The 22,511-nt window shown below is 32.9% G+C and carries 23 protein-coding genes and 1 tRNA gene; 20 read left to right on the top strand and 4 right to left on the bottom strand.

The genetic code is table 11. From position 1 onward, the window contains the following. Position 1 precedes the first annotated feature (1 nt). The 9 genes from SPB_RS05180 to SPB_RS05145 all read left to right on the top strand — a co-directional run bounded on the left by SPB_RS05180 (position 2) and on the right by SPB_RS05145 (position 9,296). Complete coding sequence (locus SPB_RS05180) at positions 2 to 757, top strand: lantibiotic immunity ABC transporter MutE/EpiE family permease subunit (protein WP_003105488.1); 756 nt, start codon at positions 2 to 4, stop codon at positions 755 to 757. After that, positions 750 to 1,484, top strand: coding sequence for an ABC-2 family transporter permease (locus SPB_RS05175; protein ID WP_003104295.1), 735 nt, complete (start codon positions 750 to 752; stop codon positions 1,482 to 1,484). Before SPB_RS05180 ends, SPB_RS05175 begins: the two co-directional genes overlap by 8 nt. A 1-nt stretch (position 1,485) precedes the next feature. Further along, the gene (locus SPB_RS05170; protein WP_003103157.1) at positions 1,486 to 2,154 is read left to right on the top strand and encodes a response regulator transcription factor; all 669 of its coding nucleotides are present in this window, start codon (positions 1,486 to 1,488) and stop codon (positions 2,152 to 2,154) included. After that, the gene (locus SPB_RS05165; protein ID WP_003105907.1) at positions 2,133 to 3,506 is read left to right on the top strand and encodes a sensor histidine kinase; all 1,374 of its coding nucleotides are present in this window, start codon (positions 2,133 to 2,135) and stop codon (positions 3,504 to 3,506) included. The genes SPB_RS05170 and SPB_RS05165 overlap by 22 nt, the downstream gene beginning before the upstream one ends. Before the next feature lie 1,686 nt (positions 3,507 to 5,192). Then, positions 5,193 to 5,507 (top strand): helix-turn-helix domain-containing protein, encoded by a 315-nt coding sequence (locus SPB_RS11645; protein ID WP_367682861.1) that lies wholly within the window; start codon positions 5,193 to 5,195, stop codon positions 5,505 to 5,507. A 47-nt stretch (positions 5,508 to 5,554) separates the two neighbouring features. Next, positions 5,555 to 6,355: a TspO-related membrane protein gene (locus SPB_RS05160; protein ID WP_003103835.1), complete on the top strand. Its 801-nt coding sequence runs from the start codon at positions 5,555 to 5,557 to the stop codon at positions 6,353 to 6,355. Further along, the gene (locus SPB_RS05155; protein ID WP_003104934.1) at positions 6,355 to 6,750 is read left to right on the top strand and encodes a DUF2177 family protein; all 396 of its coding nucleotides are present in this window, start codon (positions 6,355 to 6,357) and stop codon (positions 6,748 to 6,750) included. Before SPB_RS05160 ends, SPB_RS05155 begins: the two co-directional genes overlap by 1 nt. A gap of 1 nt (position 6,751) precedes the next feature. Beyond that, entirely contained in the window at positions 6,752 to 8,527 is a 1,776-nt protein-coding gene (locus tag SPB_RS05150; RefSeq protein WP_003105948.1) for a DegV family protein, read from the top strand. Next, complete coding sequence (locus tag SPB_RS05145; RefSeq protein WP_003102913.1) at positions 8,520 to 9,296, top strand: DUF1295 domain-containing protein; 777 nt, start codon at positions 8,520 to 8,522, stop codon at positions 9,294 to 9,296. The genes SPB_RS05150 and SPB_RS05145 overlap by 8 nt, the downstream gene beginning before the upstream one ends. 83 nt (positions 9,297 to 9,379) lie before the next feature. Here SPB_RS05145 and SPB_RS05140 read toward each other — a convergent pair whose 3' ends face one another. Next, positions 9,380 to 10,060 carry an IS6-like element IS1216 family transposase gene (locus SPB_RS05140; RefSeq protein WP_003105887.1) on the bottom strand — a complete coding sequence of 227 codons (681 nt, stop codon included), beginning with the start codon at positions 10,058 to 10,060 and terminating at the stop codon, positions 9,380 to 9,382. A 537-nt stretch (positions 10,061 to 10,597) separates the two neighbouring features. On the opposite strand from SPB_RS05140, the gene SPB_RS05135 reads away from it, so the two are divergent. The 3 genes from SPB_RS05135 to SPB_RS05125 are packed head-to-tail and all read left to right on the top strand — an operon-like array spanning position 10,598 to position 12,549. Then, positions 10,598 to 11,029: a hypothetical protein gene (locus tag SPB_RS05135; RefSeq protein WP_003103571.1), complete on the top strand. Its 432-nt coding sequence runs from the start codon at positions 10,598 to 10,600 to the stop codon at positions 11,027 to 11,029. 17 nt (positions 11,030 to 11,046) lie between these two features. Then, positions 11,047 to 11,382, top strand: coding sequence for a DUF771 domain-containing protein (locus SPB_RS05130; protein WP_003102409.1), 336 nt, complete (start codon positions 11,047 to 11,049; stop codon positions 11,380 to 11,382). 42 nt (positions 11,383 to 11,424) lie between these two features. Then, complete coding sequence (locus tag SPB_RS05125) at positions 11,425 to 12,549, top strand: site-specific integrase (RefSeq protein ID WP_003105720.1); 1,125 nt, start codon at positions 11,425 to 11,427, stop codon at positions 12,547 to 12,549. Positions 12,550 to 12,641: 92 nt separating this feature from the next. Here SPB_RS05125 and SPB_RS05120 read toward each other — a convergent pair. Next, positions 12,642 to 12,712 (bottom strand) — tRNA-Thr (locus SPB_RS05120). Positions 12,713 to 12,924: 212 nt separating this feature from the next. Here SPB_RS05120 and SPB_RS05115 point away from each other — a divergent pair. Together SPB_RS05115 and SPB_RS05110 are read left to right on the top strand one after the other, a co-directional pair. Then, positions 12,925 to 14,115 (top strand): MFS transporter, encoded by a 1,191-nt coding sequence (locus SPB_RS05115; RefSeq protein WP_003104709.1) that lies wholly within the window; start codon positions 12,925 to 12,927, stop codon positions 14,113 to 14,115. 20 nt (positions 14,116 to 14,135) lie between these two features. Continuing rightward, on the top strand, positions 14,136 to 14,951 hold the full coding sequence (locus SPB_RS05110; RefSeq protein ID WP_003104862.1) for an MBL fold metallo-hydrolase: 816 nt from the start codon (positions 14,136 to 14,138) through the stop codon (positions 14,949 to 14,951). Positions 14,952 to 14,981: 30 nt separating this feature from the next. On the opposite strand, the gene SPB_RS05105 is transcribed toward SPB_RS05110, so the two are convergent. Next, positions 14,982 to 16,352 carry an MATE family efflux transporter gene (locus SPB_RS05105; protein WP_003104211.1) on the bottom strand — a complete coding sequence of 457 codons (1,371 nt, stop codon included), beginning with the start codon at positions 16,350 to 16,352 and terminating at the stop codon, positions 14,982 to 14,984. After that, positions 16,339 to 16,797 (bottom strand): MarR family winged helix-turn-helix transcriptional regulator, encoded by a 459-nt coding sequence (locus SPB_RS05100; protein WP_003103299.1) that lies wholly within the window; start codon positions 16,795 to 16,797, stop codon positions 16,339 to 16,341. Before SPB_RS05100 ends, SPB_RS05105 begins: the two co-directional genes overlap by 14 nt. 159 nt (positions 16,798 to 16,956) lie before the next feature. Here SPB_RS05100 and SPB_RS05095 point away from each other — a divergent pair, with 159 nt between their 5' ends. The 6 genes from SPB_RS05095 to SPB_RS05070 all read left to right on the top strand — a co-directional run bounded on the left by SPB_RS05095 (position 16,957) and on the right by SPB_RS05070 (position 22,433). Next, positions 16,957 to 17,211, top strand: coding sequence for a DUF1912 family protein (locus SPB_RS05095; RefSeq protein WP_003103881.1), 255 nt, complete (start codon positions 16,957 to 16,959; stop codon positions 17,209 to 17,211). A 21-nt stretch (positions 17,212 to 17,232) separates the two neighbouring features. Next, positions 17,233 to 17,781: a helix-hairpin-helix domain-containing protein gene (locus SPB_RS05090; protein WP_003104448.1), complete on the top strand. Its 549-nt coding sequence runs from the start codon at positions 17,233 to 17,235 to the stop codon at positions 17,779 to 17,781. A gap of 253 nt (positions 17,782 to 18,034) precedes the next feature. Continuing rightward, entirely contained in the window at positions 18,035 to 18,568 is a 534-nt protein-coding gene (locus SPB_RS05085; RefSeq protein ID WP_003104700.1) for a DapH/DapD/GlmU-related protein, read from the top strand. 9 nt (positions 18,569 to 18,577) lie between these two features. After that, positions 18,578 to 19,168 (top strand): GNAT family N-acetyltransferase, encoded by a 591-nt coding sequence (locus SPB_RS05080; protein ID WP_003105752.1) that lies wholly within the window; start codon positions 18,578 to 18,580, stop codon positions 19,166 to 19,168. Then, entirely contained in the window at positions 19,155 to 19,760 is a 606-nt protein-coding gene (locus SPB_RS05075; protein WP_003103269.1) for a DUF1349 domain-containing protein, read from the top strand. Before SPB_RS05080 ends, SPB_RS05075 begins: the two co-directional genes overlap by 14 nt. A 21-nt stretch (positions 19,761 to 19,781) precedes the next feature. Then, the gene (locus tag SPB_RS05070; RefSeq protein WP_003104109.1) at positions 19,782 to 22,433 is read left to right on the top strand and encodes a valine--tRNA ligase; all 2,652 of its coding nucleotides are present in this window, start codon (positions 19,782 to 19,784) and stop codon (positions 22,431 to 22,433) included. Positions 22,434 to 22,511 lie beyond the last annotated feature (78 nt).

The following is a 22,511-nucleotide window of genomic DNA, read 5'->3' as shown; positions in this document are numbered from 1 at the left end:
AATGGTCAATGAAATCAAATCAGAAATTATTAAAGAAAAGCGTTCAGCTAATTCCAAATTAATGCTACTAGTACCTCCGATTTTTATTATCTTCAATATTATGATGGGCATTCTTATGGGTGAAAGCCCAGAAGGGAAAAGCTATTTAATGGCAACATCTTTTAATTGGTATCCAATCATGGTTTTACCTATAATATTAAGTTTACTAGTCATTAATATTAATAATAAGGAGAAAAGTTACCACTATATCCTACAGCGTAGTTTAGGATTAAATGAACAAAAAATGCTTATTGCAAAAAATTTAGTTGTCATAATGGAATTGTTTATTATTTTACTACTTTCTTCAATAGTAATTTTTATCTTTGGAACTTCTATTTTACAAGAAGAGATAAGTTTAAATAATATAATTCTAGCGACTTTGGCCCTCTTTATAGGGAGTCTACCTGTAATTGGTATATCTTTCATTATTAATAGATTTGTTGGTAAGAAATTTTTTCTTCTCCTTATCAATTTTCTTTTAACTTTTCCATCAGCGATATTTGCCGTAAAAAAAACATGGGTATTTTTTCCCTGGTCCTATAATTTACGAATATTAACGCCAATTATAAAAGTTCATCCAAATGGAACATTTTTAGAAGAAGGGTCATCCTTTTTAGAAATGAATACAGTTTATATTGGAATAGCTCTAAGTATTGGTGTTTATATTATGTCACTAGTAATACTTCTAATCTTAAAAAGGAGTAAGACTTATGATTAAACTAATTTATTCTCAATGGCTTAGAACAAAAAGAATGCCTATAAGAATTTTTTTCTTAATTTGTCCAATTGCTTTTACCATAATTTTTTGTAGCTATCTATTAGTTGGAAATGTTCTTAAAGGAGTTGAAGTATTTTCATTTTTTGGACTATTTATTATTGTTGCAACTTTTGCAATTAGCTTTTTTGTTCCGATGTTATATGATGCTGATAAAGATGCTTGTTATTACGCGAATGAATTAAGAGTCGGAGTAAATAGAAGATTAATATTTCTTAGTAAATTTTTTTTGATGTTATTATTTGTATTAATTATTGAAATTATAGCTATTTCTTTATTTATTACGTTTTTAATGATTTTTAGTTCTGTTCATATTAGCTTTACACAATTTTTTATATTCTTTATATTAATAAATGTATCATTATGTCCAATGATTGTTTGTTATCAGTTTATTACTTTAAAATTCAATTATACAGGTAGCATATTAATTGGCTGTTTTACTACTTTGGCTTCCATTTTACTGGGAACAACAGACTTGGGTATTATCATTTGGAAATATTTACCTTTCGTTTGGTCTATAAAATTAGCTTTAGATTATGGAAAAGGTCAAAGTGGCACATATGTAATAATACTGTATTTATCATTGTCTATACTATTAACATTAGTTTTACTTTTTGTTACTACACAATGGTATAATAATTGGGAAGGAATCAATTATTTGGAGGAATAGTATGAGGATATTAGTAATTGATGATGATATTGACTTATTGAAGATGATAAGAACAATACTATGTAAGAATTATCAAGTTGATACATTTCTGATGCCCAACCCTATTGATCTAAATAAACTAAAAGTATATGATTTGATTATTTTAGATGTTACCATGCCAGACATTAGTGGTTTTGAATTTCTAAAGAAATACAGGGATATTATTGATTCACCCATATTATTATTAACTGCAAAAGATTTTGAAAAAGATAAAATTGAAGGTTTTGCATTGGGTGCTGATGATTATATAACGAAGCCGTTTTCAATTAATGAACTTCGAGCAAGAGTTGAGGCCCATATTAGAAGAGAACGTCGAGAAAAACATGTTCGTATTATTGACTCAATGGTATCTTGTGATCTTCAATCTAGACAAGTATTTTGTTTTGACAGTGAAGTTAACCTTACATCAAGTGAATATGCTATTTGCGAATTGTTACTTAAAAATAAAGGACAAGTTTTTTCAAAAGAAAAAATTTATATAAAACTATATGGTTATGATGGAAACGGTGATAGCAATACTTCCATAACTGAGAGAATTAAACTAATTAGAAAAAAGTTTACAAGTTTGGGAATAAATCCAATAAAAACAATTTGGGGAGTAGGTTATAAGTGGGAAATAGAAAAGGTCTAAAATATTTAATAGCTAAATTTTCTATTTATGAATTAATTTACACATTTTTCATTATTATATTTGCTTATTTCCTGCTTAATAACCTTATATATAATCAGATATTATATCCTGCTAACTATTCAGAAAAAAACTCAATAAAAATTGAGAATAAATTTAAACAATCTAAATTAAATATTGATGATATACCATATTATTATGATTATACATTTATTGAAGATAATAGAGTGATTAAGTCAACTATTGAAAAAAAGTACAAACACTTAGAAAAAAGTGCTAAAAAGAATGGTGAATCAAGAACTAATGATATTATTGGTAGCAAAATTTTTAGATATTTTTCAATAGGAAATAAAGAACTTATTATTAGTTATAGAATAACAGTAATCCCAGTCTCCGAGAGGCTATATCATATAGTTGGCAACTTCGAAATATTCTACTTATTCACTCTATTAGTCATCTGGGGAATAGGCTTTATGCTTATTATCAGTAGATTTTATAATTTATTACTTAGAGAGATACAAAAGATTTCATCTGCTAACTCATATATACAAGAGATGAAATTGGATTTTCCAAGAGAAAAATCCAGATATAAAGAAATAAATAATGTGTTGGAGTCTTTAGATAGATTAGCAAATAATTTAAAGTCGTCACTACAAATTCAGTGGGATATGCAAGAAAAACAAAAAGATTTAATCGATTCCGTCACACATGATGTTCGCACTCCGATTACTTTAATAAAAGGAAATATTGAACTTTTTAAGGAAGAAACCAATTACCATTCAAATGAATATATCTTGCAATTAGAAAGCGGAGTGAATAGGCTTGAAAAATATATTGATAAACTAAGTCAATACTCTGAAAACACTAAAACAGAGAAACAAGTATTAGATGATGCTACTTTAGATTACTGGATTTCGATACTTAAAAATATTTGTATAGCCTATAATAGACAACTTTATATAATAAATAAAGATATTAGTCCCATTCAACTGGATAAAGAAGAAATTTCAGTGGCATTACAAAATATTATAGTGAATGCAGTTGAGAATTCACAAGAAAGATCTAAAATTATAGCTTCATTTTCTGATTATAAAGACAAATATACAATTACTATTTCAGATGAGGGATCTGGTTTTGATGATAATATTTTGGCTAGTGCAACACAAAAATATGTAACAAGTAAAAATAGTAATTGTTCAGTAAATGGAGTTGGTTTATACATTGTTAAAAATATCGTTGAAGGAAATAATGGAATATTAAGAATTAACAATTTAAATGAAAGTTTGAAGACGGGTGCTGTTGTTAAAATGATTTTCAAAAAACAACAAGTATCTAATTTAGAACTATTCATATAATTTTAATTAAATTTATTGAAAACTGATTGTTCGAACCGCTGATAATACTTTATGATAAGATGAGGAAGTTAAATGACTAAAATATTTACTAGATTCAGAATAATTTGGTCAAATTAAAAGTTTTCATTTTTCGTGGACAAATGATGGGATAAATCCACTATAGCCAACCCCAAAAAGGCCTTTAAGTAAAGGCTTTTTCTCATTTATTTAGATGCCCCTACAGCCTAAAATGAGTTGAATTTTAATAAATTAGGAAATAAAAATACTGAATTATCAAGGTTTTGTCACTCTTTTATATGTAGGAAAAATATTTTGGTAGAACAGAAGTAGAACATATTTCAAGTTTAAACTCATAGTTTGATATTGTTATTGTAGAAATATCAAACTGTAAATTTCAACTTTAAAATAAAAATTTGTTGTGTTTAAAAGAGTAATGTCTAAATATACCAAAAATTTTATGAATAAGAGTCATGTTAAAGCTCAACTACGATAAGCAGGGTGAAAATAAAATCACTAGTAGCTTCTTGTTTAATAGAGATCAGGAGGCTATAACTACGGAAGTGATGATTGAAATCTGTTATGATAATGGTGTGCATCAATAATCAATCGTTTGTTGCAATCTGGATGGTCTAATAGAAACTATCAAAATTTATTTAATAATATAATTTTAATTGTTCCCTCTATTTGCTTTAAAAGTGGTTATAAATTTTAATGAATTTAAGAAGATGTATGAGTTTTTAAATCTAAAAAAATTAAAGTACTTTATATTAGTAATATATCCAGAGGGAGTAGATGTGAAATTGTACTAAAGGCTACTATTTTAAACATCAGTAGATATCGGTAGTTTTTGTTATCAAGAGATATTAGAATATTTAGGTATAAATTATGAGAAGATAGAGTTAAATAAAATTAAAGATGTATAAATTCTATAACGTTTGTTCATTTAATACACAAGAAAACAAGATAAGTCTGTCTTTTACGACAAAAAATTGCTTTAATTTTAGCTACGATATTAATAAAGAATAAACTTGAAACTTCTTATAACTTTCGTAGTACTGAAGGATTTTAGGGAAATCTAATGGTAAAAGTTAGAGTCAATTAACTTACTTTTAAAATAAGAAACTAATGAGAAAGGCACTTTACTTCATATAATATATAAATAATGATTATAAATCAAAAACTTCACAAAATAGATTTCTTAATATCAAATAACGGTAGTGTAAAATGTTTTGAAAATGGTTTATGCTTTATTTTCACTTTTTGTTTCAATTAGTTCCTTCTGTGTTTCTAGAAATAAATTCATCTCTAGAAATAAATACATCTTCAGAAGAAAAAATCAACTGAGAGTTATAAATACCAATTATCAAGTTTTTAAAGTTAATTTGTTTTCCTTTTTAATTTTTAAATTTGATTAAGAAATTGAAGGTGCTATATTTCTAACTTTAAATTGGGTTTAATCTAAAAAATAGATGAATATAAAACTTTAATTGAGACTGTAATTTTTAAACCTTCTTTTCCACTTGTATTATATTTCATACTTTCTTCAGAAGAAATAGCAATAATTTTTTTCTAAAAGTGATTTAGTAGCTTCTAAAATTGTTTTGTTTGTTCCATCGCAAACCTCCTTATAATTTGGTATAATATAATTAAAGATTAAATTATACATTTGATGTAAAAAATCAAGAAATAAATTATGTTGTAATTATAAAAGTATTACTTTTTAACTTCTTTGAATTAATACGAGTTGAAAGTTATAGAAATTATGACGTAAAAATATATAAACAACGTGTTGGTTCAAAAATCAAATTAATCCGAAAAAAATATGGCTATTCCATGTCTGAGTTCGCTAACAAAATTGGTGTGACCAAAGGAGCTATAAATAATTATGAAAAGGGTAGAGTAATTCCTAAGTTTTTTGTATTAGATAAAATAATAAAACTTAGTGACAATCTGAATGAAATAGAGATAATTCATTTTAATAAAACCTGTTGTAATGGATAACATTATATCAAGAAAATGAATTAATAATTTATTTAAGGAGATTTAAAATGAAAAATTTAAACACAAAGACCAAAGCTTGGATTAATCTATTTGCATTCATTATAACTATAGCATTTAATGCTTTAGGTTCATTCGGATATATTAACGGAATGAGTCAAAAAGCAGTTTCCGATAAGTATCATAATCTAATTACTCCTGCTCCATTTACTTTTTCAATATGGGGTATTATTTATACCTTACTTTTACTTACATTAGCTATGATGATAGTAAAAAAGAAAGATTCAAAGGTAAATAAACTAATTAATATTTTTACTCCTACTTTTCTTCTAAGCTCTTTATTTAATATCTTGTGGATTGTAAGTTTTTCTTATGAACAAATAGGAATTTCTACTATATTTATTTTTTTGTTACTTATAAGTTTAACTACTATTAGTAAAAGATTAGATGAACATAGGAGTGAAATACCTTACAGACTTATAGGAATTACATTTGGGCTTTATTCGGGATGGTTGACTATAGCTTCAGTGGTAAATGTTGCAGCTTATTTAGTAAGAATGGGATGGAATGGTTTTGGGATTTCTCAAACAGTTTGGGCACCTGCAGTTTTAGCTCTTTCAATTATTATAGTAATTTTAATAAATACTAAGATAAATAATGCTGTATATACTTTACCTGTTGCATGGGCTTTTTTTGGAATACTGATGGAAACGAGAAGATTAGCTGGAAAGTTAGATTATGGTACGTATCTTAACCCAGTTATAATAATTGGAATCGTAGTATTAACGTTAGTTTCGATATTACAATTTAATAGAAACAATTTTTGTGTTGTTAAAAGAGAGGACAAATAATGATAAAAAGATATTTAATAATATTTGGAGTTTTTTTACTAATTGATGCTGCATGGCTTGGACTAGTTGCACCGAAATTTTATAAAAATAATATTGGCCATTTAATGGCTGATAAAGTTAATTTTATTCCAGCAATCATTTTTTATCTATTATATGTTTCAGCTATATTAATATTTATTGTAAATCCAACAGCTGAGAGTGGAAATATATTAAAAGGGATTCTAATGGGAGCATTTCTAGGGCTAGTTATGTATGCAACATACGACTTGACAAATATGGCTACTCTTAAAGGGTGGCCAACTATAGTAACAGTCGTTGATTTAATTTGGGGTTCATTTGTTACAGCTGCAACAACAGGAATTTCAATAAAAATAATTAATATATTAGGATTGTAAGATGAAAGATATCATAACAAGTAGTTCTATCTATAATGCCTTTATATTAGCAACAGAACAAATAATGCTTAATAAAGATTACTTAAATGAAGTAAATTATTTTCCTGTACCAGATAATGATACTGGAGAGAATCTATCTCATTTAATGCAGAGAATAAGGGAAGAAATTCGTGAAGAAGAAAATATAAAAGATATACTAAAATCCGTAAGTAATGCAGCTATCAAAGGTTCTAGAGGTAATTCTGGTGCAATATTTTCACAGTTTTTTCAAGGATTTGAGTATAAATGTCCTGACACTACAAGTTTACATTTATCAGAATTAATTAATTGTTTCGAATCTGGATCAGAGTATGCATACGACTCATTAGAAAATCCAGTAGAAGGAACAATTTTAACTGCAATCTCGGACTTTTCAGCAAGCTTACAGTTATTTAAAAATAATGAAATTGGAACAGGATCAATTTTTGAGAAATCATACGAAGAATTACAGAAGACTGTAGAAAAAACAAAGTATCAGATGAAGACAAAAGTAGGTAGTCAAAAAGTAGATGCTGGAGCACTTGGATTTATGTATTTCGTAGAGGGATTTATTAGTGGAATAAAAGGTAAAAAAGCTAATAAAACTAATAAAACTAACAATGATTATATAGAAATAATAAGAGAAACACATATAAAAACACATGATTATCATATTGTTGATAACTACAAGTATTGTACTGAAATTTTATTAAAAAATAAAAAAAGTGTTCAGAAAGAAGACTTTAAGGATATTCTTAAAAAATATGGAGATTCTATAGTTATAACTGAGAATAAAACGTACCGAAGAACCCATATCCATACTAATGATCCGCAAAGGTTAATTGATATATTTAGAGAATTTGGTGATATTGTTGAAGTTAAAGCAGATGATATGATTTTACAACAAAGACTTACAAAAGTGTCTGATTCAGAGATCGGAATAGTAATAGATAGCATTGCAGATTTACCATTAGGTGATTTACCAGATTTTGCATATATGTTACCCCTAAATATGATAATCGATGGAGTTTCATATCAAGACAAGAGGACTGCTCCCAAAAATATTTCAAATATTAAAAGTGCTACTTCTTCACAACCTAATATTGAAGAGATAAAGAAATTCTTAAATCCTATTATTAAAAGACATAAGCATACCATTGTTTTGACAGTCTCATCTAAAATGTCAGGACTATTTGAGAGATATTTAGAATATAATAAGTCTAATCCGAATATTTCATTGGAAATAGTAGATACAAAATTAAACTCTGTGGCTGAAGGCTTAGTAGTATATCATGCGATTAAAAAAATTCAAGAAGGGATTGAATATAGTGAACTTATTAAATTTCTAGAAAGTTCAATAAAAAGAACTAAGATTTTTGTAAGCCTAAAAAATCTGGATGGTATGGTAAAATCAGGAAGATTAAATCAAAGGATAGGATGGTTCCTTCAAAAAATAGGATTTCTTCCATTAGTTTCTATAGATCAAGAAGGAAATGGAATTATAAAAAGGGCGGCGTTTTCAAACAAGAGAAACTATTCTAAATTATTAAACGAAATAAAAATAAATAAGGATAAAATAGAATCCTATGCTTTAGTCCATGTAAATAATCTTGAGAAGGTTCGAGAACTGGAGAAAGTATTAATAGAAATATTAGGATTTTCACCCTTATATATTTCAGAAATATCTTCAATTACTGAAAATTTTTCTGGAGATGGAAGTGTAGCAATAGGCTATCAATTAAAGGAGAATTATGAATAAATATATTTTAACAGTTGGAATTGTTTTAATTAGTTTCATTTTCGTTTTCTTCATTGGAAAGAGAGAAAACAAGCATGACTTACTTGACGTACTATGGGGAGCTGCATTTATATTGTCCTCAGTAATATCCTACTTAATATCGAATAATAAGACATATTCTGGTTTATTAATGACTATTCTTGTTATTATTTGGGGCAGCAGGCTAACTTTCCATTTAGCAAAGAGAAATATTAAAGCTAAAGAAGATTTTAGATATGATGACTATAGAAAAAATTATAAGGGAAAATATTTTGATTTTTATTTCTTTTTTAGGATGTATTTAGTCCAATTTGTGTTGTGTATAATAGTCGTATTACCAGTAATATATGTAAATATAACAGGTAATGCAAAAATTTCAATTTTAACAATTAACGGAATTTTTCTCTGGATTATTGGATTTATATTTGAATCGGTAGGGGATAAACAATTAAAAGACTTCAGGTCAAAACCCGAAAACAAAGGGGAGCTAATGACATCTGGACTTTGGGCATATACAAGGCATCCAAACTACTTTGGAGAAGCAATACAATGGTGGGGAATTTATATTATATCTATTTCCAATCTAAATAATGTGTGGCTCATTTTTAGTCCTTTAGTGATTACACTTTTAGTTAGGTTTGTATCTGGGGTCCCACTACTTGAAAGGAAATACGAAGGTAGACAGGACTGGGAAGAGTATAAAAACAGTACAAGTGTTTTTTTCCCGCTCCCTCAAAAATCGAAAAATTAGGCTTTACACACAAGATGAATAAAGAGAGAGGTTCTGTTGCAAAGTTTTAAATAAAGAATAAAATCACTTACGGTATCTATGATTTAAGCTGGAATTCCCAATAATACCTTGATTTCAGTACAGACCGAAAACCCGAAGAGAGTGCCTTCTTTTCGGGTTTTCTTATATAATCCTCGGATGGCTTCCATGCCTTTAATCGTGGTAGAGGCAGTGCGTAAACTTCGATAGAATTTATTGCGTCTCTTTACTGGACGATGGTCTTGTTCAATCAAATTATTCAGGTATTTAATGGTACGATGTTCTGTCCCTTGATAAAAGCCGTATTCTTTTAGTTTCTTAAAGGCACTTGTAATAGAGGGGGCTTTATCTGTGACTACAACCTTCGGTTCATCAAACTGCTTCACTAACCGCTTAAGAAAAGCATAGGCTGCTTGTGTGTCCCGTTTTTTACGTAACCAAATATCCAAGGTTAAACCATCTGCATCGATGGCTCGATACAAATAATGCCATGTTCCTTTAATTTTGATGTACGTTTCATCCATTTTCCATGAATAAAAGGATTTTTTATTTTTCTTTTTCCAAATTTGATAGAGTAGTTTGCCATATTCTTGCACCCAACGATAAATCGTCGTATGAGAAACGTTAATGCCACGATCATATAAGATTTCTTGAACTTCACGATAGCTAAGGTTATAACGAAGATAGTAGCCCACGGCTACAATAATCACATCCTGCTGAAATTGCTTTCCTTTAAAATGATTCATCGTCATTCCTCCTGCTATCTTTTTCTATTATTCTACCTTATTTGATAGTAGATTTAAAACTTTGCAACAGAACCGATAATGTTATCAAATCTGAACTTAAACTACTAACCGACTTATTAAAAAATAGTTTTATACTTGTTATTACTATAATAGCTAGTTATAAAATATTGCCTAAAAAAATTTTAGTGGAATTTTTTTTAAATAAAGATATTTTGGAAGTATTAATATTAACTTTATTATATTTAATTATAATGTTTATGTATTTACGCCCTACTTATTTAGATTTTACTTATACACGTAAAAGGGTTGAAATAGCAAATATATTTCCAAAAATTTTATTTGAAGTTATACAGGAAAAAGAAAAAAATGTCAGAAGCTGTGATTGAATTCACGGCTTTTTTGTTTGTTTAATGAATAAAGAGTATTGTTTGTATATTAATAGAAAGATCTATTCTGCAGGTTAAACATTGTTCGGTTTTTAAACATAAAACATGATGACCTTGTTAGAATAATGTTCGCAAAATTAGAGGAGAAAATATGTTTAGAGTGTTTAAAGATGTTAAAGTTACAGTAATTAGTTTTTTAATTTACTTGTTGGGGATAGTTGTTTATTTACTTAAGTTAAATTCATTCAATCAAGTGTTAAATGATTTACAAAATACTGGTGCAAATTATTTGGATATGTATTTGTATAACAATAATCAGATGTTGTTTTACTTTTTAGGAGCAATTTTCTTTTTATTAATTGGTTTATATATATTGGTTGGTTCAGGAGTATTTATGTTATCTGATGATTTAAAAACTGAAAATCTTGTTATAGGTGGGATTATTGTGGTTATTATGTTGGTATTAATTTATTTATTAATTCATTTTATTATGATTCCAGTTATGAAAATTACATTGACAATAATATTCATAGGGCTATTACTTGCTTTTGGGATTGCTGGTATGAATGATAGTAGTTATTAAGAATAGGTGGTGAAAATATGCAACAGGTATTTAATGTTAGTGTCCCAATTCCTGATGATGTGGTTGTAATTTCTAAAGAAGAATATTTAGAGTTATTGAGTGATAATGAGCAAGGAAAATGGTGGGGAATTGAGGATGTAACGAAGTTACTTGATATAAGTAAAACAAAATTGATTAATGATATTTTGTTAAATCCTGATTTAAAATCAGAGATAGATGTTGCTAAAAATTCTAAAGGATTTGTAGTGTATCCTAAAAATAAAGGTTGTCCTTATAAATTTTTAGCAACACGTACTAGAAAATATTTTGAAGAAAATTTTACCACAATTTTACTTAGAGAAAAAATGTTATAATATTGAGGATAAACTCCTTAATATGAAAGAAAAGGAGAAAAAATGGCTACATATAGACAGCGAGGAAAAAAGAAAACTTGGGATTATCGAGTTTATGATAAAAATAGAAATGTTATTGCTTCAGGTGCAGGTTTTAGAACTAAAAAAGAAGCAATTTATGAAGCAGAAGCAATTGAAAGGAGGAAACAATTAGGTAGTGTATTTGCTTCTAAACAAACTTTATTTGAATTATGGCAAGAATGGTATGATTTAGTTATTGAACCAAGTAATCGGGATGAATTAACCAAATTAAAATATCAATCTAGAGGGAAAATAATAAAATCACATCTATCAAATAAACCCGCAATTCATATATCTCATACTGAATATCAACGTTTTATTAGAGACTATGCTGAAAAGGTTACTAAAAATTTGATGACTTGTATTAATTCAGATATAAAAAAAGTTCTACAATTTGTAAAACGAGACGGATTTCTTATTAAAGATTTTACGGAAGGTGTGGTTATTTTTGGTGAATTATATAAAAAAGCACCAGAAGATAAATATATTAAGAGTATTGAGGATTATAATAGATTATCTGATTATTTACAGTCGATCATGGATTATAATGAGTCTATAATCCCTTTTTTTATTTTCACTATGTTACAAACAGGTTTTCGCTTTGGTGAAACAATGGCTATTATCTGGGATGATATTGATTTTGAAAATGATAATATTTATACTTATAGACGTTATTCATCAGTAAAAAAGAAATTTACTAATCCAAAAACAAAGACTTCAATTAGACGAGTTCCAATAAGTAAAAATTTAAAGAAAGTATTGTTGAATTTAAAGAAAGAACAATCAGAGAAGCTCAATGCTTTAGGCATTGAAAATAGTGATAATTTGATATTTTATGATTATAGATTTGGGATGATTTCTAATAACGCTATAAACAAATATTTAACTTCAATTTTAAAATCTTTAAAAATTGATACGAAAATGACATCTACAGGAGCAAGACATACTTATGGAAGTTATCTTTTAGCAAGAGGAGTGGATATTTGGTTAGTATCAAAATTAATGGGTCATAAAGATATTCAAGAACTTATTAGGACGTATGGTCATTTAATGGCAGAAGTTGAGATGAGTCAACAAAAATTAGTTGTTGATGTATTAGATACTTAAACAAAGAAATGATGTAGACCAAAAGTAGACCAAGTTTGGAAGAAAACAAAAACAAACCCTTATAGAATAAGAGTTTGTACTTATAAAATATCTGCCACCACCGAGAATCGAACTCGGAACGAAGCATTACCATTGCTTTATTATACCATTTAACTATAGCGGCTACCTTTCTATAATACTATATGTTGTTTTGGTACGCAAGTCATTTTTTGCAATCCGATTTCATAAAATTAGCTATTAAAAGGGAATTGTGAAATGGTATTACTTTTTCAGAATACTTTAATTGTTGAAAACGCTATCATATGATAAAGTTAAAATAGATTAAGTGACAAGTAGTCTAAGCTTCTTGTCTATCACATCAATTTGGAGGACATAATGACAAAAATACATAAATCGTGGTTGGTCTTAATTGCCCTTTGTGGATTAGCGGCCGCATCAATTGGCATCTCGATTAACACATCTGGTGTGTTCTATAGTGTGGTATCTGAGGACCTGGGCATTTTTCGAGGGGCTTTTGCCTTTAACATGACCATTTTTTCATTGGTTAATGCCATTGCCGGTCTCTTCGTTGTTCGCCTCTTTGACCGTTTCCCATTTAAATTAGTCCTAACAGCATCCGTTATCCTGGCCACCTTATCAACTGGACTCATGGGTAACTCAAGCCAGCTTTGGCAATTCTACTTGTTAGGAGCCCTGCGCGGAATCTCGACAGGGATGTTCTCAATCATGACCCTAACGTTAATCATTAATTATTGGTTTAGTGAAAAAAATGGTCTAGCAACAAGTATCGCCCTCAGCTTTAGCGGGATCACCGGCGCTATGATGTCTCCTATTTTTGCAAAAATTATTGTGGCTAATGGTTGGCACTTTGCTTACTGGATACAAGCTCTGGCATTATTCTTATTCTGTGTACCAGCTTTAGTCTTACCCTTCCAGGACAATCCGCTCAAAGAAGGAAGAAGTCCTTACGGTCACAAAGAAGTCATTTCCGATGCAGGGCCGGTTACTAGTCATTTCAAAGTTAACTCAGCTTATATTGCGATGATTATTTTTGCAGTGTCACTTGCATTCATTTCAAGTATGGTTCAGCATTTCCCAGGTTTTGCAGAAAGTATCAAACTTGATGTGACAACAGGAGCAGCCTTCTTATCGATGGCCATGATTGGTAATATCGTCTTTAAACTGATTGTAGGTTTCTTAAGTGATTTACTTGGTCCAATTAAGGCTTGTCTGGTTCTTGTTTCAGCCAACTTGATTGCAGTTCTTATTTTCTTAATTTCATCTAAACCAGTTATGTTAATGCCAGCAGCTCTTCTCTTTGGAGCTATCTTTGGTGTCTTAGCTGTTTCAATACCATTAATTACACGCCAATTATTTGGCTTAGATAATTATGGGAAAGCTTATCCAATAATAAACTTTGCGACAAACACAGGCGCAGCATTAGCTTTCTCAGCAATTGGTTTTATTTACGACTTTGCCAATTCTTATTATCCTGCACTTATTTTATTCTTGATATTATTAGCTTTAGCTATGGTATCATTAGTCTATGCTAGCAAAAAAGCATAACCTGATTTTGGAGGACTCTTATGTCAATTACATTTAGTAAAACTGGTCAAGCAATGCCAGAAAAAACTGTCAAACTTGATACATCTGCTTTTGATACCATTTCTGGGACAGAAGTTTATTGGTTAGGAAACTCATCTTTATTGATTAATAGTCGTGGTACGATTATTTTGATTGATCCGATTTTAGATAGCTTTGATATGCCTCTTCTAATAGATATGCCGATTGCTTCTCGGGATATCCCTCGGGTCGATGCTTTGCTCATTTCGCATATCGATAATGACCATTTGGCCTTTGATACTTTGGAAAATATCAAAGGCCAAACTAAGAGCTTTCACGCGCCAGCTTATGTCGCAGACGTCATGAAAGAAAAAGGGTTTGATACGCAAGAACATGCCGTTGGTGAAGTTTTTGAGGTCAATGGGATTAAAATTAAACCGACGCCAACCAAGCACAATTGGCAAAGTGAGAAAGAAAAATATAATTTCCGTGAGTGGAAAGAAGAAGAGTACGTTGGTTACTGGATTGAGACCCTGGATGGCACAATTTGGTTACCAAGTGATTCACGTCTCTTGCCTGAGCATTTGGAAATGGACAATCCTGATTTGATCTTCTTTGATTTCTCAGATAATGAATGGCACATTGGTTATGACAACGCCTTGTTGGAAGCTAAGACTTATCCAAAAGCCGATTTGGTTTGTATCCATTGGGGTTCAATTGATGCCTTTGACTGGGCAGTTTTCAATGGCAATCCAGATAAGCTCAGAGAGGATGTCGTCAATCCAGAACGTGTCCATGATCTAGCTGTCGGTGGGAAATTAAGATTAACTAAAAAATAGAAAAAAGCTAAAGAATTTTCTTTAGCTTTTTTACATGCCATCTGCTCTAAAGTCATGTGGCATTCGTTTGAATTCGCGTCTTAGGAAGTAAAGACTTCCGATAAAGGCAATTAAGTCAGAAATTGGTCCGGCATACATAACACCATCCACGCCCAAAAAGTGTGGAAGGATAAACAGTAGTGGCAAGAGGAAAATAACTTGTTTCATCAGTGACAAGAAAGCACCAATTCTAGCTTTTCCAATGGCTTGGAAGAAGGTTGTTGCAGAAACTTGCACACCATTTAGGAAGACAAAGAATAGGAAAACACGGACATACTTCATTCCAAATTGGTAATAAAGGTCGGTACCGTCACCAAATACTTCAAGGAATGGTCGGGTAAATACTTCAAAACCAATGAAGCAAATAATTGAGATAACAAAAGCAATTTTAATAAGTAGTTTGGTTGTTTCTTTAACCCGTTCAAGATTTTTAGCCCCGTAGTTGTAGCCAATTATCGGTTGAGCTCCTTGTACAAGTCCAATAATAATTGCAACAAAGATTGAATTGATTTTCATCACGATTCCAGCAACGGCAATGGCAATATCACTGCCATAGACTGATTCAGCTCCAAATTTGCGGAGCATATTGTTGGTCACAATCTGAATTACCAACATCGATGATTGAAAGATAAAGGAAGAGAAACCAACTGAAATGATAGTTGTGAAAATTTCTTTACGAACTTTGAAATCATTTTTCGTTAACTTAACAGACTTGAATTTTCTAAAGTAAAGTCCCATGTAAATGGCTGAAACCATTTGACTAATTAAGGTAGCAAGTCCAGCCCCCATGATTCCCCAATCTAAATAAAAGAGAAAGATAGGAACTAATATTACATTGAGAATTGCCCCGTAAATAATTGCCATCATCGAGTAAGTTGGACTACCATCGGCACGGACTAAGGGGTTAACACTCATGGTGAAGAGTAAGAAAGGAATCCCAAAAGCAGTCATGGCTGTAAAATCTTGAGCCAGCTGCATTGTCGCTTCAGTTGCTCCAAATAATACAAGCAATGGTTTAAGAAAGACAATAACCAAGATTCCAATGACAAAGCCAAAACTTAGAGATAAAGTAATGGCATTACCAACGATTTTACTGGCTTTATCGATTTGACCACGGCCAAGTGCTAAGTTAAAGTTAGAAGCACCACCTAGCCCAAAGGTAAGTCCAAAAGCTAAACAGATGATAGTTAGTGGAAAGGCAACACTGGTGGCAGCATTTCCTAGATAACCAATACCGTGTCCAATGTAGATTTGGTCGACAATATTATAGAGGGAATTAACTAAGTTAGCCGTGATGGCTGGCATTGCCATGGCAAATAGTAATTTTGGGATTGATTCAGTTTGAAATTTATTGACTTGCATTAAGTCCTCCTTTGTTTACTTTTTCATGTTGTGTTTTGAGTAATTTAATGAGGAGTGGTCGAAGTAAAGCAATCTCCTCAGGGTTCAGTTTATTGGTAAAACCAGCTTCAATCAGATTACTGGTTTCCAGGATTTTGTCATGCATAGTCATAGCTTTCTCTGTTAGGAGGATGACTTTAGAACGTCTGTCAACTGGATGATTTTGTCTGGTAATTAGTTCTTTCTTTTCAAGATTTTGAATAATTCCTGTGACAGTTGGATTAGTCATACCAAAAAATAACTCTAAGTCAATTTGACGGACACTAGCTTGAGGGTGCAAAGTTAAGTATTTTAAAATCTTAAATTGACTCGCGGTCAGATTTTCAGAAATCAGTAAATTATTTGATTGGCGATCAAATTCTAAACTAGCCATTTTGATTAAGACTCCGATGTGTTCATGTTCCATTTTTTATCTCCCTTTTCCATAGCATCCTATGCAACTTGTACATTATAACATAGCTTCCTATGAAAATCTAGACTTTTTTACAATATTAAAGGCTGAAAATGGCGGTAAATGAACACTTATGCTATAATTTTTACATAGATTAGAAGGAAGGAAGGTTTCATGACTTACGAAGAAAAGTTTTTAAGAGACTTTGAAGAATGGGTGCAAACTCAGATTCAAGTTAACCAACTTGCAATGACAACCAGTCGACAAATAGCTCAAGAAGATGGCGATGAGCGTGCTAAGGATGCCTTCATCCGCTACGAAAGTAAATTGGATGCTTATCAATTTTTACAAGGGAAATTTGAAAATTATCGACACGGTAAAGATTTCCACGATGTACCAGATGATTTATTTGCTTCAAAAAATTATTAAATGGGAAAGAGAGATACATAAATGGCTAATCAAAAAAATCGAAAAAAAGAATTAAGACAAGAACTTAAACGCCAAGGAATTACAGGGCAAGATCATCCTAAAGTAGTTACACTTGATAAAGGAACTGATATCACAGCTATCCCAACAGATGCTGAAACAGTTGAAATTGTTGAAAAACCAAGCTTTGAAGAATTTGCAAAAAATCCAGAGTTAGAAGGTCTTTCAGCTGACAAAGTGAAATCATTATATGACCAAGGGATTACTTCTCCAGAAGAAATTAAAAACTTCAAAGAAGAAGAATTACTTGATATTAAAGGTGTCGGACCAGCGACAGTTGAAAAATTGTCTGAAACAGTTGGTGTTGACGGTAAAGGTAGCTTAAATGAGTTTTCAGAATTGAAAGAAGTTGCAGATATCCGTTCAGACTTAGTTGAAATGCTTTATCATGAAGGTATTACAACAGCCGCTGATTTCAAAAAATGGTCTAAAGATGATTTAATTGCTATTAACGGTATTGGACCAGCAACAGTTGATAAACTTGTTGAAAATGGTGCAAAATTAAAAAAATAAGCAATAGGTAATTGCTTATCCCCCCTAAATTTGTTAGAATAATAGCAATCAGAGGTCTTTTAAAGGTAGTTGTTCCAGAGAGCGGTGGTGTTGAGAAATCCGTACAACGATTAAAAGATGTTGCTGAGGTCTACAATTGAAAATAAAGTTGCAACTGCCAGTCAGTTGAATATGGGTGGTACCGCGGATAAAAACATTCGTCCCTGTCTAGCTTAGCTAGGCAGGGATTTTTCTATAAATGAGGAGAGTCGTAATGAGCATTAAACCTAAGTATACTAGCTTTAAAGATGGAAAATTATTTGAAGAGGCTATTGCTTTGACAATGGCAATGAACAGTTCTTATCATCAGCCACATGAACTCAGAGATTTGATGTCACAATTAACAGGGGAAACGGTTCCGGATAGTTTACGTATTTTCCCACCGTTTTACACTGATTTTGGCAAAAATATCATTTTTGATGAAGATGTTTTTGTTAATTCTGGTTGTCACTTTCAGGACCAAGGCGGTATCTCTATCGGCCGTGGAACTTTGATTGGTCACAATGTAGTCCTCGCAACAGTCAACCATGCTCTGGAACCAAGTCACGACCGTAAAAATTCTTATTCACCAATTGATATTGGTCAGAAGGTATGGATTGGCTCCAACGTCACTATCTTGCCTGGAGTGACGGTCGGTGATTGGGCAGTCATAGCAGCGGGAGCAGTTGTTACCAAAGACGTGCCAGCCTATACGGTGGTTGGTGGTGTTCCTGCAAAAGTCCTCAAAAAAGTGGACCCAGAAAGTTAGAGGTGGCCGATGATCAAAACACTAGGAGAAATTGAAAACAATCAACTACCAGTAATAGAGACGGAGAGGTTAATTCTTCGGGGTCGTCGCTTGTCAGATGCAGAAGATATCTTTGCTTTTGCAAAGTTGGCAGAGGTCTCTTATCCCGCTGGTTTTCCACCCGTCGAAAGTATTGAAGACGAAATCTACTATTTGGACACGATTTACCCAGAAAATCTAAAAAAAGAAAAACTCCCCTCAGGATATGGCATCACGCTCAAGGGTCAAGATAAAGTCATTGGTTCTATCGATTTTAATCACCGCCATGAAAATGATGTCTTTGAGGTGGGTTACCTCTTGCACCCAGACTATTGGGGTCAGGGAATTGTACCAGAAGCGGCAGAAGCTCTTTTAGAATATGGTTTTACAAAATTACATTTACATAAAATTGAATTGGCCTGCTACAGCTATAACAAGCAAAGTCAGGCTGTCGCTGACAAACTAGGGTTCACACTTGAAGCTAAAGTCCGAGATAGAAAAGATGCTCAAGACAAACGTTGTGATGATTTACGCTATGGAGTATTGAAGACAGAATGGGAGAAAAAACATGAAAACATTTAATTGTAAAGACCTAGTTTGGACCCGTCAACCAAAATCTTATTCTATCACTGATGAAGAAATCATCATTGAGACTTTACCTCATACCGATTTGTGGCAGCGTACTTATTATCATTTTCAAAATGATAATGCCCCTGTTTTACAAATGACCATTGAAGAAGACTATTTCTCCTTTGTGGTTAAAACCAGCTTTGACAGTAAATACCGATTTGATCAATGCGGCCTAGTCATGTATTTGGATTCTGAAAACTGGTTGAAAGCATCGATTGAATTTGAAAACGAAGACTTCCAACATTTAGGTTCAGTTGCTACCAATCAAGGTTACTCAGATTGGGCGACCACCGAAATTGATGCCTCAATCAAAGAAATGTGGTATCGCCTCAGCCGCCGAGGCAATGACTTCCGCCTGGAGTGCTCACAAGATGGTCATACTTTTAAACAAATGCGGATTTGCCACATGAGTAAAGCCCAAGGCCCAGTCCAATTTGGTATCTATGCTTGTAGCCCAGAGGACTCAAGCTTCAAAGCAACATTTACAGACTTCAAACTAGAAGACTGCCAATGGCCAGCACACGACGGACAAGAACCGGATTAAAGAAATCAAGAAAGGACAATTATGTCTAAAGAACTATCACCAAAATACAACCCAACCGAAGTTGAAGCAGGTCGCTACGACAAGTGGTTGGACCAAGATGTTTTCAAGCCCTCAGGCGACAAAACAGCTAAACCCTACTCAATCGTTATTCCACCACCGAATGTTACTGGGAAACTTCACCTTGGACATGCTTGGGATACCACACTTCAAGATATTATTATCCGTCAAAAAAGGATGCAAGGCTTTGATACCCTATGGTTACCAGGGATGGACCATGCAGGGATTGCAACACAGGCTAAAGTAGAAGAACGTCTGCGCGAGCAAGGCATTTCTCGCTACGATCTTGGCCGAGAAAAATTCCTTGAAAAAGTCTGGGATTGGAAAGATGAGTACGCCTCAACAATCAAGGAACAATGGGGCAAGATGGGAATCTCAGTTGATTATTCTCGCGAACGCTTCACCCTCGATGATGGTTTATCGAAAGCCGTTCGTAAGGTCTTTGTTGACCTCTACAAAAAAGGTTGGATTTACCGTGGCGAGTTCATCATTAACTGGGACCCAGCTGCCCGCACAGCCCTTTCCGACATCGAAGTTATCCATAAAGACGTAGAAGGTGCTTTTTACCATATGACTTATATGTTGGAAGATGGCTCGCGCGGCTTGCAAGTAGCAACTACCCGTCCAGAAACAATGTTTGGTGATGTGGCCGTAGCTGTCAACCCAGAAGATCCTCGTTACAAAGATTTGATCGGCAAAAACGTTATCTTACCAATCGTGAATAAGCCTATCCCGATCGTTGGTGATGAGCATGCGGATCCTGAATTTGGAACAGGGGTTGTTAAAGTAACACCGGCCCATGACCCTAACGACTTCCTAGTTGGTCAACGCCATAACTTACCACAAGTCAACGTCATGAACGATGACGGAACAATGAATGAGTTGGCTGGTGAATTTGCTGGGATGGACCGTTTTGATGCCCGCAAAGCAACAGTTGAAAAATTAAGAGAACTTGGTGCCCTTGTTAAAATTGAAGAACGTGTTCACTCAGTAGGACACTCAGAACGTTCAGGTGCCGTAGTAGAACCACGTCTCTCAACCCAATGGTTTGTTAAAATGGATCAATTGGCTAAGAATGCTATTGCTAACCAAGAAACAGATGGTAAGGTAGAATTCTACCCACCACGTTTCAATGATACATTCATGAGCTGGATGGAAAATGTCCACGACTGGGTTATTTCGCGCCAATTATGGTGGGGACACCAAATTCCAGCATGGTACAATGCTGAAGGTGAGATTTACGTAGGTGAAGAAGAACCAGATGGCGACGAATGGGTTCAAGATGAAGACGTTCTTGATACTTGGTTCTCATCTGCTTTATGGCCATTTTCAACCATGGGTTGGCCTGATACAGATGCAGAAGACTTCAAACGTTACTTCCCAACTTCAACATTAGTAACAGGTTATGACATCATCTTCTTCTGGGTATCACGCATGATTTTCCAATCATTGGAATTCACTGATCAACGCCCATTCCAAAACGTTCTTATCCACGGTTTAATCCGTGACGAAGAAGGACGCAAAATGTCTAAATCCTTGGGTAATGGTATTGATCCAATGGATGTCATTGAAAAATATGGTGCTGATGCTCTCCGTTGGTTCTTATCTAACGGCTCTGCTCCAGGTCAAGACGTACGTTTCTCTTATGAAAAAATGGATGCCAGCTGGAATTTCATTAACAAGATTTGGAACATTTCCCGCTATATCCTCATGAACAACGAAGGCTTGACGCTTGAAGAAGCTGAAAGAAATGTGGCTAAGATTGCTAAGTCTGAAGCGGGGAATGTGACTGACAGATGGATTCTTCACAATCTTAATGAGACTATCGTCAAAGTTACGGAGAACTTTGACAAGTTCGAATTCGGTGTTGCAGGCCACATCCTTTACAATTTCATTTGGGAAGAGTTTGCCAACTGGTATGTCGAATTGACTAAGGAAGTGCTCTATTCCGAAAATGAAGCCGAAAAAGTGATGACCCGTTCGGTCCTTCTCTATACTTTGGACAAAATCTTGCGTCTCCTTCACCCAATCATGCCGTTTGTGACGGAAGAAATTTTCGGACAAATCGCTGAGAGCTCAATCGTAACGGCAGCATATCCAGTCGTTAATCCTGCTTTTGAAAATCAAGCTGCGCACAATGGCGTGGAAAGCCTCAAAGACTTGATCCGTGCGGTTCGTAATGCGCGTGCAGAAGTGAACGTTGCACCAAGCAAGGCTATCACAATTATGATTAAAACGTCTGACAAAGAATTAGAAGACTTCTTCACTGCCAACACCAATTACATCAACCGCTTCACAAATCCAGAGAAATTAGTTATTTCATCTGATATGGAAGCACCTGAGTTGGCTATGACCAGCATCATCACAGGGGCAGAAATCTACTTGCCACTTGCTGATTTACTCAACGTTGAAGAAGAACTAGCACGTCTAGACAAAGAATTAGCCAAATGGCAAAAAGAACTAGACATGGTCGGCAAAAAACTAGGCAACGAACGCTTCGTAGCCAACGCCAAACCAGAAGTGGTTCAAAAAGAACGCGACAAGCAGGCGGATTATCAGGCGAAATTTGATGCGACCAAGGATCGCATTGTTGAAATGCAAAAACTTTCTAATTAATGAACAACTTTCACTACGGCTTTAGAGGCTCTTGATGGACCATCAGTCCTATCTTCGAACCTCTGCATTGTATTTTGA

It is taken from the genome of Streptococcus parauberis NCFD 2020 (genome assembly GCF_000187935.1).
Lineage (GTDB): Bacteria > Bacillota > Bacilli > Lactobacillales > Streptococcaceae > Streptococcus > Streptococcus parauberis.
This window is presented reverse-complemented; position numbering and strand designations above follow the sequence as displayed.

Excerpts from the sequence above, each read along its gene's own strand:
- SPB_RS05180 (WP_003105488.1), top strand. The coding sequence starts at position 2 with ATGGTCAATGAAATCAAATCAGAAATTATTAAAGAAAAGCGTTCAGCT.
- SPB_RS05175 (WP_003104295.1), top strand. The coding sequence starts at position 750 with ATGATTAAACTAATTTATTCTCAATGGCTTAGAACAAAAAGAATGCCT.
- SPB_RS05170 (WP_003103157.1), top strand. The coding sequence starts at position 1,486 with ATGAGGATATTAGTAATTGATGATGATATTGACTTATTGAAGATGATA.
- SPB_RS05160 (WP_003103835.1), top strand. The coding sequence starts at position 5,555 with ATGAAAAATTTAAACACAAAGACCAAAGCTTGGATTAATCTATTTGCA.
- SPB_RS05155 (WP_003104934.1), top strand. The coding sequence starts at position 6,355 with ATGATAAAAAGATATTTAATAATATTTGGAGTTTTTTTACTAATTGAT.
- SPB_RS05150 (WP_003105948.1), top strand. The coding sequence starts at position 6,752 with ATGAAAGATATCATAACAAGTAGTTCTATCTATAATGCCTTTATATTA.
- SPB_RS05145 (WP_003102913.1), top strand. The coding sequence starts at position 8,520 with ATGAATAAATATATTTTAACAGTTGGAATTGTTTTAATTAGTTTCATT.
- SPB_RS05140 (WP_003105887.1), bottom strand. The coding sequence starts at position 10,060 with ATGAATCATTTTAAAGGAAAGCAATTTCAGCAGGATGTGATTATTGTA.
- SPB_RS05135 (WP_003103571.1), top strand. The coding sequence starts at position 10,598 with ATGTTTAGAGTGTTTAAAGATGTTAAAGTTACAGTAATTAGTTTTTTA.
- SPB_RS05130 (WP_003102409.1), top strand. The coding sequence starts at position 11,047 with ATGCAACAGGTATTTAATGTTAGTGTCCCAATTCCTGATGATGTGGTT.
- SPB_RS05125 (WP_003105720.1), top strand. The coding sequence starts at position 11,425 with ATGGCTACATATAGACAGCGAGGAAAAAAGAAAACTTGGGATTATCGA.
- SPB_RS05115 (WP_003104709.1), top strand. The coding sequence starts at position 12,925 with ATGACAAAAATACATAAATCGTGGTTGGTCTTAATTGCCCTTTGTGGA.
- SPB_RS05110 (WP_003104862.1), top strand. The coding sequence starts at position 14,136 with ATGTCAATTACATTTAGTAAAACTGGTCAAGCAATGCCAGAAAAAACT.
- SPB_RS05105 (WP_003104211.1), bottom strand. The coding sequence starts at position 16,352 with ATGCAAGTCAATAAATTTCAAACTGAATCAATCCCAAAATTACTATTT.
- SPB_RS05100 (WP_003103299.1), bottom strand. The coding sequence starts at position 16,797 with ATGGAACATGAACACATCGGAGTCTTAATCAAAATGGCTAGTTTAGAA.
- SPB_RS05095 (WP_003103881.1), top strand. The coding sequence starts at position 16,957 with ATGACTTACGAAGAAAAGTTTTTAAGAGACTTTGAAGAATGGGTGCAA.
- SPB_RS05090 (WP_003104448.1), top strand. The coding sequence starts at position 17,233 with ATGGCTAATCAAAAAAATCGAAAAAAAGAATTAAGACAAGAACTTAAA.
- SPB_RS05085 (WP_003104700.1), top strand. The coding sequence starts at position 18,035 with ATGAGCATTAAACCTAAGTATACTAGCTTTAAAGATGGAAAATTATTT.
- SPB_RS05080 (WP_003105752.1), top strand. The coding sequence starts at position 18,578 with ATGATCAAAACACTAGGAGAAATTGAAAACAATCAACTACCAGTAATA.
- SPB_RS05075 (WP_003103269.1), top strand. The coding sequence starts at position 19,155 with ATGAAAACATTTAATTGTAAAGACCTAGTTTGGACCCGTCAACCAAAA.
- SPB_RS05070 (WP_003104109.1), top strand. The coding sequence starts at position 19,782 with ATGTCTAAAGAACTATCACCAAAATACAACCCAACCGAAGTTGAAGCA.